This is a genomic window from Streptomyces sp. BK340 (assembly GCF_007827595.1).
Classification (GTDB): Bacteria; Actinomycetota; Actinomycetes; order Streptomycetales; family Streptomycetaceae; genus Streptomyces.
Genome location: NZ_VISR01000058.1, coordinates 1 through 15,963 on the forward strand (window position 1 = coordinate 1; position 15,963 = coordinate 15,963).

The 15,963-nt window shown below is 67.9% G+C and carries 14 protein-coding genes and 2 pseudogenes; 10 read left to right on the forward strand and 6 right to left on the reverse strand.

The genetic code is table 11. The features are described from left to right. Positions 1-107: 107 nt before the first annotated feature. The 4 genes from FB157_RS46570 to FB157_RS46580 form a co-directional block, all read right to left on the reverse strand. A protein-coding gene (locus FB157_RS46570; RefSeq protein WP_145887846.1) for an IS5 family transposase occupies positions 108-925 on the reverse strand; the annotation gives its coding sequence in 2 pieces (ribosomal slippage) (positions 108-583 and positions 583-925; 819 coding nt in all). A 38-nt stretch (positions 926-963) separates the two neighbouring features. After that, a complete protein-coding gene (locus tag FB157_RS46575; protein WP_145887848.1) occupies positions 964-1,818 on the reverse strand; it encodes a hypothetical protein in 855 nt (284 codons plus the stop codon). A 154-nt stretch (positions 1,819-1,972) separates the two neighbouring features. Continuing rightward, the gene (locus tag FB157_RS49330; protein WP_261387062.1) at positions 1,973-2,101 is read right to left on the reverse strand and encodes a hypothetical protein; all 129 of its coding nucleotides are present in this window, start codon (positions 2,099-2,101) and stop codon (positions 1,973-1,975) included. Positions 2,102-2,330: 229 nt separating this feature from the next. Continuing rightward, complete coding sequence (locus FB157_RS46580; RefSeq protein WP_145887850.1) at positions 2,331-3,920, reverse strand: PucR family transcriptional regulator; 1,590 nt, start codon at positions 3,918-3,920, stop codon at positions 2,331-2,333. 364 nt (positions 3,921-4,284) lie between these two features. Here FB157_RS46580 and FB157_RS46585 point away from each other — a divergent pair, with 364 nt between their 5' ends. From FB157_RS46585 to FB157_RS49565, 6 genes and pseudogenes are all read left to right on the forward strand, one after another. Next, positions 4,285-5,010 (forward strand): ABC transporter substrate-binding protein, encoded by a 726-nt coding sequence (locus FB157_RS46585; RefSeq protein ID WP_145887852.1) that lies wholly within the window; start codon positions 4,285-4,287, stop codon positions 5,008-5,010. After that, positions 5,007-6,002 (forward strand): amino acid ABC transporter permease, encoded by a 996-nt coding sequence (locus FB157_RS46590; RefSeq protein ID WP_145887854.1) that lies wholly within the window; start codon positions 5,007-5,009, stop codon positions 6,000-6,002. The genes FB157_RS46585 and FB157_RS46590 overlap by 4 nt, the downstream gene beginning before the upstream one ends. Further along, positions 5,999-6,766 (forward strand): amino acid ABC transporter ATP-binding protein, encoded by a 768-nt coding sequence (locus tag FB157_RS46595; RefSeq protein ID WP_145887857.1) that lies wholly within the window; start codon positions 5,999-6,001, stop codon positions 6,764-6,766. The genes FB157_RS46590 and FB157_RS46595 overlap by 4 nt, the downstream gene beginning before the upstream one ends. Positions 6,767-6,848: 82 nt before the next feature. Then, positions 6,849-7,562: a gamma-glutamyl-gamma-aminobutyrate hydrolase family protein gene (locus FB157_RS46600; protein WP_186582009.1), complete on the forward strand. Its 714-nt coding sequence runs from the start codon at positions 6,849-6,851 to the stop codon at positions 7,560-7,562. Continuing rightward, a complete protein-coding gene (locus FB157_RS46605; protein WP_145887862.1) occupies positions 7,559-8,866 on the forward strand; it encodes a diaminopimelate decarboxylase in 1,308 nt (435 codons plus the stop codon). The genes FB157_RS46600 and FB157_RS46605 overlap by 4 nt, the downstream gene beginning before the upstream one ends. Positions 8,867-9,117: 251 nt before the next feature. Beyond that, positions 9,118-9,276: pseudogene (locus tag FB157_RS49565) on the forward strand (MurR/RpiR family transcriptional regulator); the annotation flags it as partial. 54 nt (positions 9,277-9,330) lie between these two features. Here FB157_RS49565 and FB157_RS49570 read toward each other — a convergent pair. Together FB157_RS49570 and FB157_RS46620 are read right to left on the reverse strand one after the other, a co-directional pair. Continuing rightward, positions 9,331-9,506 (reverse strand): annotated as a pseudogene (locus tag FB157_RS49570) (helix-turn-helix domain-containing protein); the annotation flags it as partial. 222 nt (positions 9,507-9,728) lie between these two features. Then, positions 9,729-10,727, reverse strand: coding sequence for a GAF domain-containing protein (locus tag FB157_RS46620; protein ID WP_145887864.1), 999 nt, complete (start codon positions 10,725-10,727; stop codon positions 9,729-9,731). A gap of 448 nt (positions 10,728-11,175) precedes the next feature. On the opposite strand from FB157_RS46620, the gene FB157_RS46625 reads away from it, so the two are divergent. The 4 genes from FB157_RS46625 to FB157_RS46640 form a co-directional block, all read left to right on the forward strand. Beyond that, complete coding sequence (locus FB157_RS46625; protein ID WP_145887866.1) at positions 11,176-12,681, forward strand: APC family permease; 1,506 nt, start codon at positions 11,176-11,178, stop codon at positions 12,679-12,681. A 98-nt stretch (positions 12,682-12,779) separates the two neighbouring features. Then, positions 12,780-13,679, forward strand: coding sequence for a GNAT family N-acetyltransferase (locus FB157_RS46630; RefSeq protein WP_145887868.1), 900 nt, complete (start codon positions 12,780-12,782; stop codon positions 13,677-13,679). A gap of 279 nt (positions 13,680-13,958) precedes the next feature. Next, positions 13,959-14,255: a hypothetical protein gene (locus FB157_RS46635; RefSeq protein WP_145887870.1), complete on the forward strand. Its 297-nt coding sequence runs from the start codon at positions 13,959-13,961 to the stop codon at positions 14,253-14,255. A gap of 767 nt (positions 14,256-15,022) precedes the next feature. Next, on the forward strand, positions 15,023-15,963 hold a 941-nt coding region (locus FB157_RS46640; protein WP_186582010.1), incomplete at its 3' end, for an AfsR/SARP family transcriptional regulator.

Consider the following 15,963-nt stretch of genomic DNA (forward strand, 5'->3'; position numbering starts at 1 on the left):
CAGGCGCCAACACCAAGCCCGCCTCAGTCACTACAAACGACGGGGCCACAGTCCCTGAAAACTGCCCAGCAATCAGAACAAGCACCGTTGCAGTATTAGACCGTGTCCTACGTGGTGAGGTGGACGAGTCGCTTGTAGCAGCAGAGGGCGGCGGCGAGTCCGAGGAAGGCCAGGTAGTTGCGGGGGTTTCGCTCGTAGCGGGGGCTGAGGCGTCGGTAGCCGGAGAGCCAGGACATGGTCCGTTCGATGACCCATCGGCGTCTGCCTAATCGTTCGCTGGATTCGATTCCTTTGCGGGCGATGCGGACGCCGATGCGCTTCCATCGCAGCCATCTGCCAAGGTCGGCGCGGTCGTAGGCTTTGTCCGCATGTAGGCGCTGGGGCTTGAAGTGGCGGCCGTTGTGAGGGTCGTGTCTCGCTTGGTGACCCTCGACCATGGGCTTCAGCCCTTCGCTGTCGTGGGTGTTGCCGGCGGAGACGCAGACGACCAAGGGCAGGCCGTTCACGTCCGACAGGATGTGCATCTTGGAACCCGGCTTGCCCCGGTCCACGGGGCTCGGACCTGTGTGTTCGCCCCCTTTTTAGCCCTGACGTGGGCGGTGTCGAGGACGACGCGGGTGACATCGACGAGTCCGGCGTCGTCGAGACGGTGCAGCACAGCTTCGTGCAGGCGGCCCCAGACGCCGGCTCTCGACCAGATCAGGAACCGGCGGTGAGCGGTCGACTTCGATATGCCAAAGCAGGGCGGCAGTTGACGCCAGGCACAGCCGCTGACCAGGACGTAGATGATGGCCGCGAACAGCGGCTCATCAGGCGTGTCCTGCGTTCCACCGCCCTGCGACCGCACCCTTGACGGCGGGATCAGCGGTTTCGCGATCTCCCACAGCCCGTCCGGAACAATCCAACTCCACGTGCCCCGCCCCATGCCGAGCCCAACGAGCAACTGCCACGTAGGACACGGTCTTAGGCGGTCTGACGCTCCTTCATGTGGGCGTACGCCATCAGGCCGAACAGCACGATGAGCAGGACGGCGGACGAGCCCGCCGTTCCGAGGTCCAGGCCGCCCTTGGCGACCGGCTTGGTGAGGAAGTCGCCCGCGGTGGCGCCCAGCGGGCGGGTGAGGACGAAGGCGATCCAGAACAGCAGGACGTTCGACACGGCCGGCACCTTCATCAGCGCCACGAGTACCGCGAGCACCCCGGTCACCAGCAGCGCGCCGCCCGCGTAACCGAGGCCGGAGCTGTCGGACAGGAAGTCGCCCATCGAGGTGCCGAGGGTGTTCGACACGAGGATCGCCGACCAGAACAGGGCCTCGCCCTTGAAGGTGACGATGTCTCGGATCTGGAAGGTCATCCCGCTCAGCTTCCAGGCGAGGAAGATCGCGAGGAGGATCGAGATCAGGATCGCCGCTCCGGTGGGGTAGCCGAGGCCGAGGCCCTGCGGGCCCCAGCCCAGCTTGGTCGCGCCGTTCGAGAGGAACTTGGCGCTGGCGTCACGGTTCATGAAGTCGGACATCGTGGTGCCGGCCATGCTGGTCGACAGGATCACGGTCCAGTAGAAGAACGGGTTGTAGCGGCTGGACCGCAGCTGGATCACCAGTGTCACCACGAAGATCGCGAACAGCGCGATCGTGGTGAGGAAGTAGCCCAGCTTCAGGGTCTGCGCGAAGAGGTCGCCCGCCGTCTCGCCCAGGGTCGTCGCTGCGGTCTTCATGATCCAGAAGGCCAGCGTGACCTCGGGCAGTTTCTTCATCACCGACTTGGTCGTGCTCGACGTGCTCGCCACGTCGAGGTCGGTGAGGACCTCACTGTTTTCCAACTGAGCTTCTCCTGTCCGATCGAACGACAGGGCGCTCGCCCCTGGGAACCGGGACGAGCGCCCTGTGAGATGAGTCGGCCGCCGCATGCGGCCGAGGTCTCCGACCATGACACAGAGGTCCTGAACCCATCCTGAACGCAGATCATTTGGCGGCTCAGGGTGCGTGTAGGGCGGTCCCCTCTGGCTCGGTGGCGTCCTTTCGGGTCACACCCAGGTACGCGATCGGACCGAGGATGACGGCCAGGAACAGACCTCTTGTGTCGGCGAAGCGGGGGGCGTTCATTTCTTCGAGGATGTAGTAGAGCTCTTCGGCGCTGTCCGGCCGCAGGGCCGGGTTCTTGTCCAGCGCCTCGTGACCAACCGCTCCAGCTCCACCGTGTTCGGGCGTAAGAGCCGCAGCTCACGGACTCGCTCACAGCCCGGCAATGCTGCTGGGCTTGCTCATGGACCAGATTCCACCGCAGGTAGAGGAACTGCAGCAGGCGGCGCAGTCGGACACCGGGCCCGTGTGCTCAGGGGCGGATAAGCCGCAGTTGGAGCCAGAGTGTGAGTCTCTCGTCGGGCTTGTCCAAGGGAATGCCGAAAACTTCGGTGGCGCGGCGCAGGCGATAGCGCAGGGTGTTGGTGTGCACGTCCAGCTTTGCCGCGGCTTCGGCGACGTTGGCTCCCGCGTCGAGCCAGGCAAGTACTGAGGCGACGAAGTCTGTTGCGTGCTCGGCATCGTGGGCAGCCATGGCGGTGACGCCCGGGTGTCTCAGGCGCGGTTCGCGGCTGAGCTCGTCGCCGACGCGGGCCAGCAGCAGCCGTGCCTGGACGTCGGCCAGGGTGGCGATGTGCGGGGCGTCCGGGTGTGCGGTGGTCACTCGGAGGATGTCGTCGATTTCGCGGCGCATCGCGGGGAGTGCCGCCGGATCGGTGTCGGTGGGAGCCACCGCCGCGCGTACGAAGTTCCCGAAGGAGCCGCGGAGCGTGGTGAGCGCGTCTTTGGCGAGCCGGGTCGCGGCCTGGGCCCCGCCGCGGGGCAGCAGGACGTAGATCGCGCGGGACGTCGTGGCGATACTCGCGTCGGGACGGAAGGGCACCACGTAGCGGGACAGGGCGTAGCCGAGGTGGGCGGTCATCGCAAGCAGACCTGTGGCGTCGGCGGAGGCGGCGAACCCGAGGAGGCCGAGGTCTGCTCCTTGCGGGATGGACAGTCGGAAGCTCGTCTCGTGGGTGGCCCACAGGCCGTCGAGCGCGCCCAGCAGTGCGCTCTCACGTTTGTGGAGTTCCAGTTCGGAGGCGTTGCGGCTGCGGAGAATGTGCAGGGCGGCCAGCCGGGCGCAGTCGACCAGGGCTCGTTCCCCTCGGGTGTCGATGCCGTCCGGGCTCTCGATCGCCCAGATGGTGCCGAGGGGTTGGGCGCCGGCCCGGATGGCGATGGCCGCTCGTGGCAGGGCACCGAGTGCCTCGGGGAACCGGACGACGCCGTTGGAGGCTAGCGCGATGCGATAGCGCTCCAGGTTGTGCTCGATCTCGGGGACCCTGCGGCTGAGGATTCCTTCACGACGCAGGGAGTCGATTCGCTGGTCGGGCAGGGACGAGTAGGCCATGACGCGTCGGTCCAAGTCCTCGATCGCCACCGATCCGCCGATGACGGCGCTGACGGCGTTGGCCAGGGTGAACAGCCCGTCACTTGTATCGGTCGTCGGTTCGCCGCCGACGCCCTGCGAGCCGAGGACGGAGAGCAGCAGGGCGTCGAGGTGGCGCCAGGAGACCTCATCGGCTGTGGCTACCAGCGTCAGGCCGCTCAGCTCCGCTTCGGCGACGAGCGCGGAGGTGGCCGTTCCCCTGATCTTGTAAACCATCGCGCTGTATCCGAGGCGGGCGGCGTCCCGTACGAGCTCGGCGGCGGCGGGCTGGTCGGCCCGGAGGCCCGGCATCAGCAGGCACTGGTCCGCGCCCGCGGGCAGGGGGTCTGCCGGGTCGTGCAGGACGGTGCCCCGTACGGCACGTTCCAGCCCGCGGGGCGCGGCCAGCACGGTGAGGATGGGCGATCCGATGGTCTCCGTGAGGTGGCGGACGGTGACGAACCCGTCCGTTGTCCGATCAGACAACGTCATAGCCAAATCGTAGTCCAATCGGCTGTGAATTCCGGCTCTGGGCAGGATGAAAAATCGCCGTACTGCCCGCCACCTGAAGGCATTGATGCGGACAAACAACGCATAAGTGCCCGCCCTCGGTGATGTTCGTGGTCCCGTACACCCGGCCCGGCTCACCTCATGCTTGTCGAATCGAACGGATACGCATCATGACCGCAGCCCGTCGCGTCGCCGCGGCCGCAGTCGCGGCCACAACGATGCTTCTCACCGCCTGCGATGCCTCACCCGACGCCCCTGCGGCGAATGGGGGCACGCCCGCCGCGTCGGTCGCCCCCGACGCCGCCGTCACAAAGCTCTGCCCGCTGGATTCAAGAGCGGGCTCAGCGTGGCCAGCGGTGTCGACCCGCCGATGGAAATGCTCGACTCGCAGCAGAAGTTCACCGGCTTCGACTACGACCTGGGACTGGCCGCCCGGCTCGGCGTTTCGTTCACCTTCACGAACCGGGCCTTCGACAGCATCATCCCGTCGCTGCAGTCCGGCAAGCACGACATCATCATGTACGGGATGAACGACACGCCGGAACGGCAGAAGAGCCTGTACTTCTTCGACTACTTCCATGCTGGCATGGACATCATCGTGAAGAAGGGCAACCCCAAGAAGATGACCGGGGTGCTCGATCTGTGCGGCACACCCGTCGCCGTCGCCAAAGCCACCACACAGGCCGATCTCATGAGGGCCCAGGCGCCGAAGTGCAAGGCCGCCGGGAAGAAGCCCATCACCGTGGTCGAACTGCCCACAGAGGGCGACGCCCTAGTCTCGGTCCGCGCAGGCAAGGCTGCTGCCGACGTCCTTGACGCCGCAGTCGCCGAGTACACGGCCCGCACCTCCGGCGGCGGCAGGCAGTTCGAGGTCGTGCACGACCCCGCCCAGCCCACCGGCTACGCACCGGTGTACACCGGGATCGGAGTGCTCCGTAAGGACCACGATCTCGTTCTTGCCCTCCAGGCCGCGCTGACATCGGTCATCGAGGACGGCACCTACAACGAGCTTCTGGCGAAGTACGGCCTGGCGTCGTACGGCGTCAGGACCGCAAAGGTCAACGCCGGATGACCCCCGCCACCCACATGACCACCAGCGTCCGCGCGACGACGCACGACGTCGCCGCCGCCCGGCGCCACCCGGGGCGATGGGTCGCGGCGGCGGGGCTGGCCGCCCTGTGCGCGGGCTGGGTCGAATCGTTGTGGAGCAACCAGAACATCGACCACCCCGCGATCGCTGGCTTCCTCTTCGACGGGCGGATCGTCCAGGGCGTCCTGCTCACGGTGGCGTTGACCGCCTGCGCAATGCTGTTGGCAACGGCTCTCGCCGTGATGCTGGCGGTGATGCGGCTCTCCGCGAATCCGGTACTGCGCGTGGTGTCCTGGGCGTACACCTGGTTCTTCCAGGGCACTCCGCTGCTCGTCCAGATCGTGTTCTGGGGCTACCTCGGCCTGCTGTACGAACGGATCAGCATCGGTGTCCCCTTCACTTCGGTCCACCTTTTCTCCGCCGACACCAATGTGATCGTGTCCCCGTTCGTCGCCGGTCTGCTGCCACTGGGGATGAACGAGGCCGCCTACGCTTCCGAGATCGTCCGCGCGGGTCTGCTCTCCGTCGACCACGGCCAGGTCGAGGCGGCCTACTCACTGGGCATGTCACCCGCGTACGCCCTGCGGCGCATCGTCGTACCCCAGGCGATGCGGGTGGTCATCCCGCCAATGGGCAACGAGACGATCTCGATGCTGAAGAACACCGCACTGCTCCAGCTGATCGCGGTGCCGGAGCTGTACACGCGGGCCAGCTGGATCTCCGCGCAGAACCTCAGCCAGGTGGAGCTGCTGATCGTCGTGAGCACCTGGTGCCTGTTCCCCACCTCGGTGCTCTCAATACCGCAGTACTACCTCGAACGCCGGTACGGCCGCGGAGCCAACCGTGCCCTGCCCATGACGCCGTGGCAGCAACTGCGCCAGACAACCGGCCAGTTCCGGACCCGCCTCGCGCAGGTCGCGCACGCCGGGGCACACACCAACCCTGTGGGCGCTGGGACGGAGGCCGACTCATGACCACACAGCCCCTGGTCGAGGCGCGGGACGTGCGCAAGCACTTCGGAGCGCAGCATGTGCTGATAGGCATCGACCTTCAGGTCCAGCGTGGGGAGGTGATGTGCCTGCTCGGGCCGTCGGGTTCCGGCAAGTCGACCTTCCTGCGCTGCATCAACCATCTCGAGCGAGTCGACGGCGGCCGGATCTACGTCGACGGCGAGCTCATGGGCTACGAGGAACACGGGTCCCGCATCAGGGAGATGAAGCCGAGCCAGATCGCAGCCCAGCGCCGGGGTATCGGCATGGTCTTCCAGCGGTTCAATCTGTTCCCTCATCTCACCGCCCTGGAGAACAATACCGAGGCACCGGTCGGCGTCGCAGGCCGTGACCGGGCGGCCGCCCGGTCACGGGGCATGGAACTGCTGGCGCGAGTCGGTCTCGCCGACCACGCCGACGCCTATCCGGCCCGTCTGTCGGGTGGCCAGCAGCAGAGGGTCGCCATCGCCCGAGCGTTCGCGACGGACCCGAAGCTGATGCTGTTCGACGAGCCGACCTCCGCGCTGGACCCCGAACTCGTCGGGGACGTGCTCAGCGTGATGCGCGATCTGGCGACCAGCGGAATGACGATGATCGTCGTGACCCATGAGATCGGCTTCGCCCGCGAGGTGGCCGACCAGGTCGTGTTCATGGACGACGGCGACGTCGTCGAGTCCGGACCTCCGCACCGCGTCATCAACGACCCGCAGCACGAGCGCACGAGGGCTTTCCTCGACAGCGTCCTGTAGGCACCGCACCACCACGAAGGGTTCCCACTCCGTGTTCGACCACCCTCACCGGCCCCTGATCGGGATCACAGTCGGACGAGACGTGCCCAACCGTCCGTCGGTCCTGCGGCTGACCGAGAACTACGTACGTGCTCTGACGAGTTCGGGCGCCATACCCGTCGTGATCACGACCGGCATCGACACGGCCGCCGTCCGGACCTTGGTGGAACGCGTCGACGGCCTGTTGCTGCCCGGCGGGGTCGACGCGCCCGACCCTCATCCCCGCCACTACAGCGAGGAGGCGCAGCCCACGACCGTCATCGACGAGGACCTCGATGCACTGGAGATCGCCGCCATCGCCCGTGCCACCGGCCTGGGCATGCCGGTGCTCGGTGTCTGCCGGGGCTGCCAGATCCTCAACGTCGCCCTGGGCGGCAGCCTGATCCAGCACCTGGAGCCGGGCAAGGTGAACCACCTTCAGGATATTCCGCTGGGCTTGGAGACCCATGAGCTCCGGCTCGAAGCAGGATCGCGCCTGGCCGCGCCGGCGGGCGGCGAGCTGCTGCTGCGGGTGAACAGCCTGCACCACCAGGCGATCGCCAGGACCGCCCCCGGGCTGCGGGTGGTCGGTACATCGGAGGACGGCGTCGTGGAAGCCGTCGAGTCGACCGACCCCGACGAGTGGATCGTCGGCGTCCAGTACCACCCGGAAGAGCTGATGCACCGGCTGGCCCATCGCGGGCTCTTCGCCGACTTCGTCGCGGCCTGCGCCCGCTACACGGCCGCTCGCACCACAGAACGGAACACCTCCCCATGACGAACTCTCAAGCAGGCGAGCGGCGCGGACGCATCCTGCGTGCGGCCGTAAGGGAGCGCCTGCTCGACCCCGACGACGCCCCACTGGCCGCGTTCGTCGACCTCGACGGAGTCGAAGACAGCGTCGCTGCGCTGCACAAGGCCTTCCCCGCCTCGGTCGAGGCCCGGCACACCTTTGCGGCGAAGGCAAACTGCCTGGTGCCGGTGCTGGAGGAGCTGCGCACTCTCGGCATGGGCTGCGAGGTGGCCAGCTCTGGAGAGCTCGCGCAGGCGCTGGCCGCCGGATTCACGCCGGAACAGATCGTCTTCGACTCCCCTGCCAAGACTCGCGGGGACCTTCGCCAGGCCCTCGAGTTGGGCGTCGCGGTGAACGCGGACAACTTCCAGGAACTCGCTCGCATTGACGAGATCCTCGCCGCCCGCTCATCGCCCTCCGCCTCCGCTATCGGAGTACGCGTCAATCCGCAGGTCGGCGGCGGCGGCATCGCGGCCATGAGTACGGCAACCGCGACCTCGAAGTTCGGCATCCCGCTGGAGGACGAAGGAAGCAGACAGCGGCTGGTCGCCGCGTACCGCGACCGCCCATGGCTCACGTGGGTCCATGCCCACGTCGGATCGCAGGGCTGCCCGCTGGAGCTGATCGCCCGGGGCATCGCGAAAGCCGTGACGTTCGCGGACGAGGTCAACGCCCGGTGCGGCCGACGTCAGGTGACCGGCATCGACATCGGCGGCGGGCTGCCCGTCAACTTCGCCGACGACGAGACGGCCCCCGGCTTCGACGAGTATGTGGCCTGTCTCCGCACCCATGCACCCGCCCTGTTTCGCGGCGGCTACCAGGTCGTCACCGAGTTCGGGCGGTCCCTGCTGGCCAAGAACGGCTTCACCGCGGCTTTGGTGGAGTACACCAAGACCTCCGGCGGACGCCGGATCGCGATCACCCACGCCGGCGCCCAGGTCGCCGCGCGGACCGTGTTCATGCCCGAATCCTGGCCGCTTCGCATCACGGCCCACGGCCCCGACGGTGCCGCCAAGCACGGCGAGCCCGTGCCTCAGGACATCGCGGGCCCCTGCTGCTTCGCCGGCGACCTGCTCGCCCGGGCCCGCCCGCTGCCCCCGCTGGCGCCCGGCGACATCGTCGCGCTACTCGACACCGGCGCCTACTACGCATCAACCCCGTTCCACTACAACAGCCTGCCCGACCCCGCAGTCCACGGCGTGCGCATCGGCCCGGACGGACGCATCCACTTCCGACCCCTGCGACGGGCGGAGACCGTCCAGCACATCCTCGCGCGAACCGGCGGGTGACGGCGCAGGGCGGCGGACCGGTGTGGCCGCGGCGGCCTGTGCCTCGGACACCTTCGTGATCGTCATCGACGTGGTCGAGGGCTGTAACCGGCCCGATCTCCCCGCCCTCTCCCGGGCGCCCGTCCCCGTACGTGTGTGACCATCGTCGCGACGCGCAGTGCAGAGAGAGGAGTCTCATGACCCGCCGGGCAGGAGAGCGCAGCGATCGTTTGCAGCATGCCGCGGAGGCGGACGGCGCGAGCGGGGCGGGCATGGACACGAAGTCGGGGACGACCGTGGCCGAGCGCCTGCGGCGCCTCCAGGACCGGCTTTCCCCCGCCGTGCTGAAGATCGCACGGGCTCTGACGGCCAATTACCCGGCCGCCGGACTGGACTCCGCTTCGGGGCTGGCCTCTTATGCCGGGGTCAGTGCACCCACGGTCGTGCGTTTCGTGGCACGGCTCGGCTTCAACGGTTACCGGCATTTCCAGCAACCCGGCCTCGGTCAGCCTGTCCAGATGGTGCGCGGCGAGCGTGCGCGCCACCCCGGCCGCCTCGGCGGCCTCGTTGCGGCCGCCTCACGGCCCTGGGCCGCCACGTACTCGTACAGGCGGCGCCGCACCGGATCCTGCAACGCCGCGATCGCGTCGATGTCCTGCACCCGGACATTCTAGGAACAACACAGGCTGGAGATAGAAGCGCGGGAAGCGGCCCCGTCCCGCACCTCGCGGAATGCACCTCAGCCGCGCGCTGAACCCCGTCGAGCCCCCCGTCCAGGGGCTCGCCCAACGCCCGCATCCCAAGGTCAGGCGGGCGAGCGCCGCGCCGTTCCGCAGCCCCGTCCGTTCAGCGGGATCAAAGTCTCCAGATGTGCGCAAGGACGTCACAAAGCGACCCCGCGGTTCTCCCCGGCTTCGATGCGCGCCCATGCCATGCCCAGGTGATCCGCGAGAGCCTGGGCGGTGGCCACATAGTCGTCACCGATGCGGGTGAGTCTGTCCATGTACAGAGAGAGAACGCCGATGACCCGTTTTCCGTGGAGCATGGGCAACGCCAGAAACGTGACGTAGCCCTCTTGCCGGACCAGGTCTTCGGCCCAGGCCATCAGCGGATCGGTGCGGGCGTCGGGCACGAGTACGTGCTGGCGGGTCTCGATGACCCGTGTCACCACCGGTGTCCGGCCGCTCGCACTGCGCTGGATGGTCGCGGCGATGTACGCCTCGGACAGACCGCGCGACCGAAAGACACGGACAGGGCTGGTCGCCGAGGGTCCCCCCAGGAACGAAGCCAGTGCGCGGTCGGCCGACAGACCCTCCGTGGCCAGTCGGCAGGCCTCGCTGAGGAGGTCGTCCTCGGTGGCGAAATCGGGGCGGCGGATCATGAAGCCGCCGATCAGCTCCGTGTCGATCTCGGGCCCTTCCGCGGGGCCGGGCTGCCCGCCGGAGGTGACCTCGGAGATCAAGTGGCAGGTGTCGGCGCTACGGATGTCGGCACGCCCCTCGACCTCGCGTACGAAGAACTCCAGTGCCGTCGCATCATCGGTGAACGAGGCGGCTACGACCATGTCGTAGGCACCTGTCGCCAGGTGTACGTGATTGACCTCGGGTTTCACGGCGAGGGCATCGGCGACCTCGAATCGCTGTCCGGGCTCGGTGTGCACCAGGTACAGCATCCGGCTTGGCCGCTCCGGTTCGGCCACGATGACCTCGAGCCGGACGGTGCCGCCGTCCAGGAGGCGGGCGACCCGGTTGCGGATCGTCTTCTCCGATACCCCCAGCTCGCGCGCCAGGGCGACATTGGACATACGGGCGTCCTGTCGAAGGCACCGCACGATCCCGCGGTCCAGCCCGTCCACAACGCACTCCGATCTGGACCTCGACATGTCGCACAAGCAGGCCGAGTGTGAAACGCCGACCAGGGCGTAACTCGGATGTTACGTTCCGAAATCCGGAACAACAAGGTGGTGCCCGCTGGTGACCGGCACCGGTGACAGGCCGGCACAGGGCAATTTCGTGACGAAGACGGAGCTCGGCAGTGCCGCAGGCAACATCAGAGGCCCCCTCCTTCCATGCGAATGGAGCCCCCGTGCCCTCCAGGTCGATGAGATGCGCCTGGGACTGCAGCGTGCCAAGGGCAAGGACAGGGCAAACACCCTGTGCCGCTCCTCGTCATCGCTGCCGAACTGGAGCCCGGCGCTCGGGCCGGCTCGACACCGTCGACTGGTCGTTCCCGGAAATGCTCGCCGCCTCCCCGGAAACGACCCTCAGCACCGGGGACGTGATCCGCTCCGGCACCGCCCCATCGACAGCACCCATGGAGGACACCCAGCCATGACAGGCAGCACGCCTCCGCGCCACTCCGCCGAGGGCACCGGTCTCAGGGCCCGCGCCGTCGGCGTCGTCCCCATCGCGTTCATCTCTCTCGCAACCATCGCTCCCGCGGCAAGCCTGTACGCCGGCATGCTCCTGGTCGCGCCCTATGGAAAGGGCAGCACACCCTTCGCCGTCGTGCTGAGCCTGTTCGCCTGCCTCATGGTCGCGATCAGCATCGGCCAGATGGCACGGCACCTGCCCTCCGCAGGAGGGCTGTACACCTACGTTGTCGCCGGCCTGGGACGCACAGCCGGATTCCTGGTGGGCTGGATCTACCTGTTCGCCTACGTGCTACTGCCGACTCTGGCGGCGCTCATCTTCGGCTTCGCGGTGGGTGGATACCTGCAGCACGCCTTTAGCTTCCCGACATGGACCTGGCTGCCCATCGTCGTGGTGAGCACGCTCCTGGCTGCCGCCCTCGCTCATCGCGGCATCCGGCAGTCCAGCTACGTCGGCATCATCCTCGGCGTATTCGAGATCGTGATCTTCGGCGCCATCGCACTGACCTTGATCGCGAAGGCCGGACCGGCCAACACCGCGTCGGTGTTCCTTCCCGCCGGCGCCGGGGTCTTTCCCGCGATGATCTTCATCGTCCTGAACTTCATCGGGTTCGAGTCCTCGGTGGCCCTTGCCGAGGAGGCCGACCTCCCGCGCAGGACTGTCCCGAAGGCCGTGATCGGCTCCTGTCTGACCGCCGGCGGTTTCTACCTTCTGTGCTACTACGCGGCGACCGTTTTCTTCGGCCCCGGGCAATTCGGCGGCACCGCCTTCACCAGCCTCGGCGGCGGAAATCCGTGGGGCGGGATGGCGGCCGAGGTATGGGGACCGGCGGCCATTCTCGCGTCGTTCGCCGTGTGGAGCGCTCAAGCCGCCAACGTGAACGCGTCGATCAACCCGCCATCGCGTGTGCTGTACGCGCTTGCCCGGGCTCGACTGCTCCCCGCACCACTCGCCCGCGTGCAGCCCGAGCACCAGACGCCTTCGGTGGCAATTCTCGGCCTGGGCGGCTTCTCGGTGGTCCTGGCGATCGTCCTCCCCACCGTTCTCGGCTCGCCTCTGCTGGCCTTCGCTCTGCTGGGTACCGTGCTGACCCTCATGCTGATCCTGGTCTACATGGGCACCTGCGCCAGCTGCATCGTCTACTACCTGCGCAAACAGCGCGGCGAATTCCGCCCGCTCATGCACTTGGTCTTCCCGCTGCTCGGTATCGCCATCTTCGTCCCGGTGTTCATCGCGGCCTTGGGCATCGACTTCGCCGGCCTGGGCATCGCGCCGCTGGAGCGGCCGCTCAGCCTCGCGCCGTGGATCGTGGCGGGCTGGCTGGCTCTCGGCATCGTGTACCTCACGCGCCTGCGACGCGCCAAGCCGGAGGCCATTGATGAGATGGGCGTCTCGCACAGCTCAGAAGACCCCCCGGTGGTGCCGCCGGCCCAGGGCATGGCGGCCGAAGCCCTGGGCCTGTGAGGCCGCGGCCTGGAGGCACGCCCTGCGGTGCTCCACCCCGCTCATCGACGAGACAATGCCACTTGGGGACCACCCGAATACCTGCCAGGAAATCCGTCATGGTGCTCGCTGCGGCCACCCCCAACAACCTCCCGCAGGTGCTCGGCCTGCTGGCCAGAGCCCACCGGCGCGGACACTTCGATGCCACCCCCACACGGCAGCGTCTCGAAGTCCTGGTCCGCGACGACCGTACAAAGGCATGCGTCGCCACGGTCGAGGGCCACACCGTCGGCTTCGCCGCGGTCGGCGCCCTCGGACTGATCGGGCCGCCCTCCACCGAGGCGACCTTCACGGACATCGTCACCGATGATCCGGCCGAGGAGCGACCTCTGGTCGACTGGGCCCTGGCCAACGCGCGGCAACTTCATCTCGGCCGTACGCTCCGTACGCTGCGCGGCAGCACCCGACCTGGGCCGCCCGGGTTCACCAAAGCACGTGAAATCTGGCGAATGGACTGCGACCTCACAGCAGTCCCGCCGATCCCGGACCGCGGGGATGTCATCCTGACCGACTACTCGGCAACTGACCTGCCGGATGAGTCATGGGTGTCCGCAGTCAACGATTCCTTCACCGAGCACTGGGGCGGATACCTGCCCTGGACGGTCCAGCGCTGGAATGACCGGATGGCCCCTTCGTTCGACAGCGGTCTGCAGCTGATGGCACGCCTGCAGCAGGAGTGCGCCGGCGTGCTCCTGAGCGGCGTCATGGAGCGGCCCGACGGCGGTGCCCAGCCGGTCGGCTTCATCGAAGTCGTGGGCACCCTGCCCGCCTACCGGCGACGCGGAATCGCCGAGTTCCTGGTGCGATCCGCCCTGCAACGCCTCGCGTCCCGTCAGGTGTCCCGGGCCGTCCTCCTCGTCGACGGCGGGAGCTCAACCGGTGCCGCCGACCTGTACGCCAGGTGCGGATTCCGTCAGACCTTCAGTTACACCGTCTGGGAGCGGGGGCTCAAGGGCTGACGCTCCCACTGCCCGCTGTCTTCTCCTGGTCTCCCCCCGCACCGGAACGCGGAGCCGGAACATCGGCCCAGGCCCCAGCTCATCGGTCCGCCCCGCACGGGCGTCCCTGGGCAGCACCGAAATGGACCAGAAATCCGATTTACCCCCTTGACGGGCAAACGGCGGCAGGCTGATGCTCTCACCGAGGGACGAAATTCGGACAGGGCCGTTCCGATATTCGGAACCCCGTCGATGATCTACAGGACGGTAAGAAAAGTGCACAAGATACCGAAACGCCCCATGACCGTGCTCGAGCCCCACAGCACGCATGAGGCGATCCCCGCCTCTCTTGTCCGCTACGGCGACGACATCGCACGCTGGACGGTCACCATTCCCACCCTCCGCCACGACGGACTCGACTACATCCGCGGACAGCACATCTGGGTCCTGGCGGCCCCACAGATGCTCGACGCCACACACCAGGCCCTCGCCCGCGCGTCCACCCCCCAAGCACTGCGCCGCCGGCGAGGAGCCGACATCGACTACTCCGCCATCACGGTGACCCCGTGGCAGGGCGACGGCCCCTTGGACGCTTGAGTCGAAATTCCCGCCCCTCATTTGGGTCGGGGAGACTCATTGTCGTCCGTGTCCCAGCTGTCGCGCGCCGTACGGGCGGCCGTAAGGCGCGGTCGGACTCGCCACGCTGTACGGCACTCGTGACGGATGGCGTGTCGGTCCCCACCGCACCGTCCGTCCGCGACTTGGTCCGGTCTTTTCGACCTCCATTGGTCCGGGCACATCCGGGGCGCGCTGCCTAGCGTCGTGGAACCATCCAATCCCTCCGCTCATGCGGTGTTCACAGGAGTCGCCCCATGCCTGAAGCGGCATCGCCCGTTCGGTGGCTTTGTCGTCGGTGCCAACGTAGGCGGGTGTGGCCAGGGCGTTCCAGCGGCTGGAAGACATTCGCCAGGGGGTGGCATCCGGCCGGTGGGCGATCCGCTCGGTGACTGGTCGCATCGACCATGTTGTCGGGCGGTTTGACAGCGGACGGATGACAGCCCCACGGGCAACTCTTGGCGGGTCCAGCCACGGGACCTGTCGAAGGGCGGAAGCGTCCATAACCGTTTGCGTTCGTCGACCAGAACGAACTTTCATCGTGATCTTGGTGCACCTGTATGAAGAAGACACCCTCGGACAGGCCAATACTCGCGGGAGTGTGCGCCGAGACCGACGGCAGACCTGTTCGGCAGACAAACGCGGGGAGCCCTCGGACAGGCCCCCGGGTGATCTCGCCCAGTAACGGTTTTCTGCGGATGGAAGACATGCGGATCCAGCTGCTTGGTCCTGTGGAGCTTCACACCGGAGTGGGGAGCACTGCCGAGGTCGCCGGGGCCAAGCGCCGCGGTGTGCTGGCCCTCCTCGCCCTGGAACTGGGCCGCAGAGTCCCTGTAGAGCGCTTCTTCGAACTCCTGTGGGACGGGGAGCCCCCGGCCAGGGCGAAAGCAGCGCTCCAAGTACACGTCGCCGCGCTTCGCAAGGCCCTGCAGGACACCTCCTTCGTACTTCTCACCCGCTCCCCCGGCTACCTCCTGACCGGTGACCCGGACGCAGTGGACGCACGACGCTTCCAGGACCTCACCGCTCGCGCCGCCGACCTGCGCGACGACGCCGAAGCCGCACGACTGCTGCGGCAGGCCCTCGGACTGTGGCAGGGCCCCGCACTAGCCGACCTGCCCGACACCCCGCTGCGCCGTGCGCTGACCGGCCGCCTCGACGACGCCCGCTGCCGCGCGGTCGAGGACTGGGCCGAACGCGAACTACGGCTCGGCACCGGCGCGAACGCCGTACCCGCCCTGGAACAGGTGGTCCGCGCATGCAGCCTGCGCGAACCCACCCTCGCCCTGCTCATCCGATGCCTGCAACAGGCAGGACGCCGACGCGACGCACTCGAGGTCTACCGCAACACCCGCGCCCGCCTCGAAGACCACCTCGGGATCAGCCCCGGCCCCCTCCTCCAGGCCGCACTCGAAGACACCGATCTCGCCCACGCCGTCCTCGCCCCTCCAACACCACCCGCCACGGGCTCCACACCCCCGCCCACCGGGGCCACACCTTCCGCCTCCTTGCTCCCGGAACCGGTGGTGAACACCGTTCCCCGGCAGCTCCCCCGGCAGAGCGCCGGCTTCGTCGGCCGGACCGAGGAGCTGCGCTGGCTCGACCGCGAATGCGGCGAGGGACAGACCGGCGGCGGGCTGTCCCTGCTCGTGGGACCCGCAGGCTCGGGCAAAACAGCCACCGTGGTCCG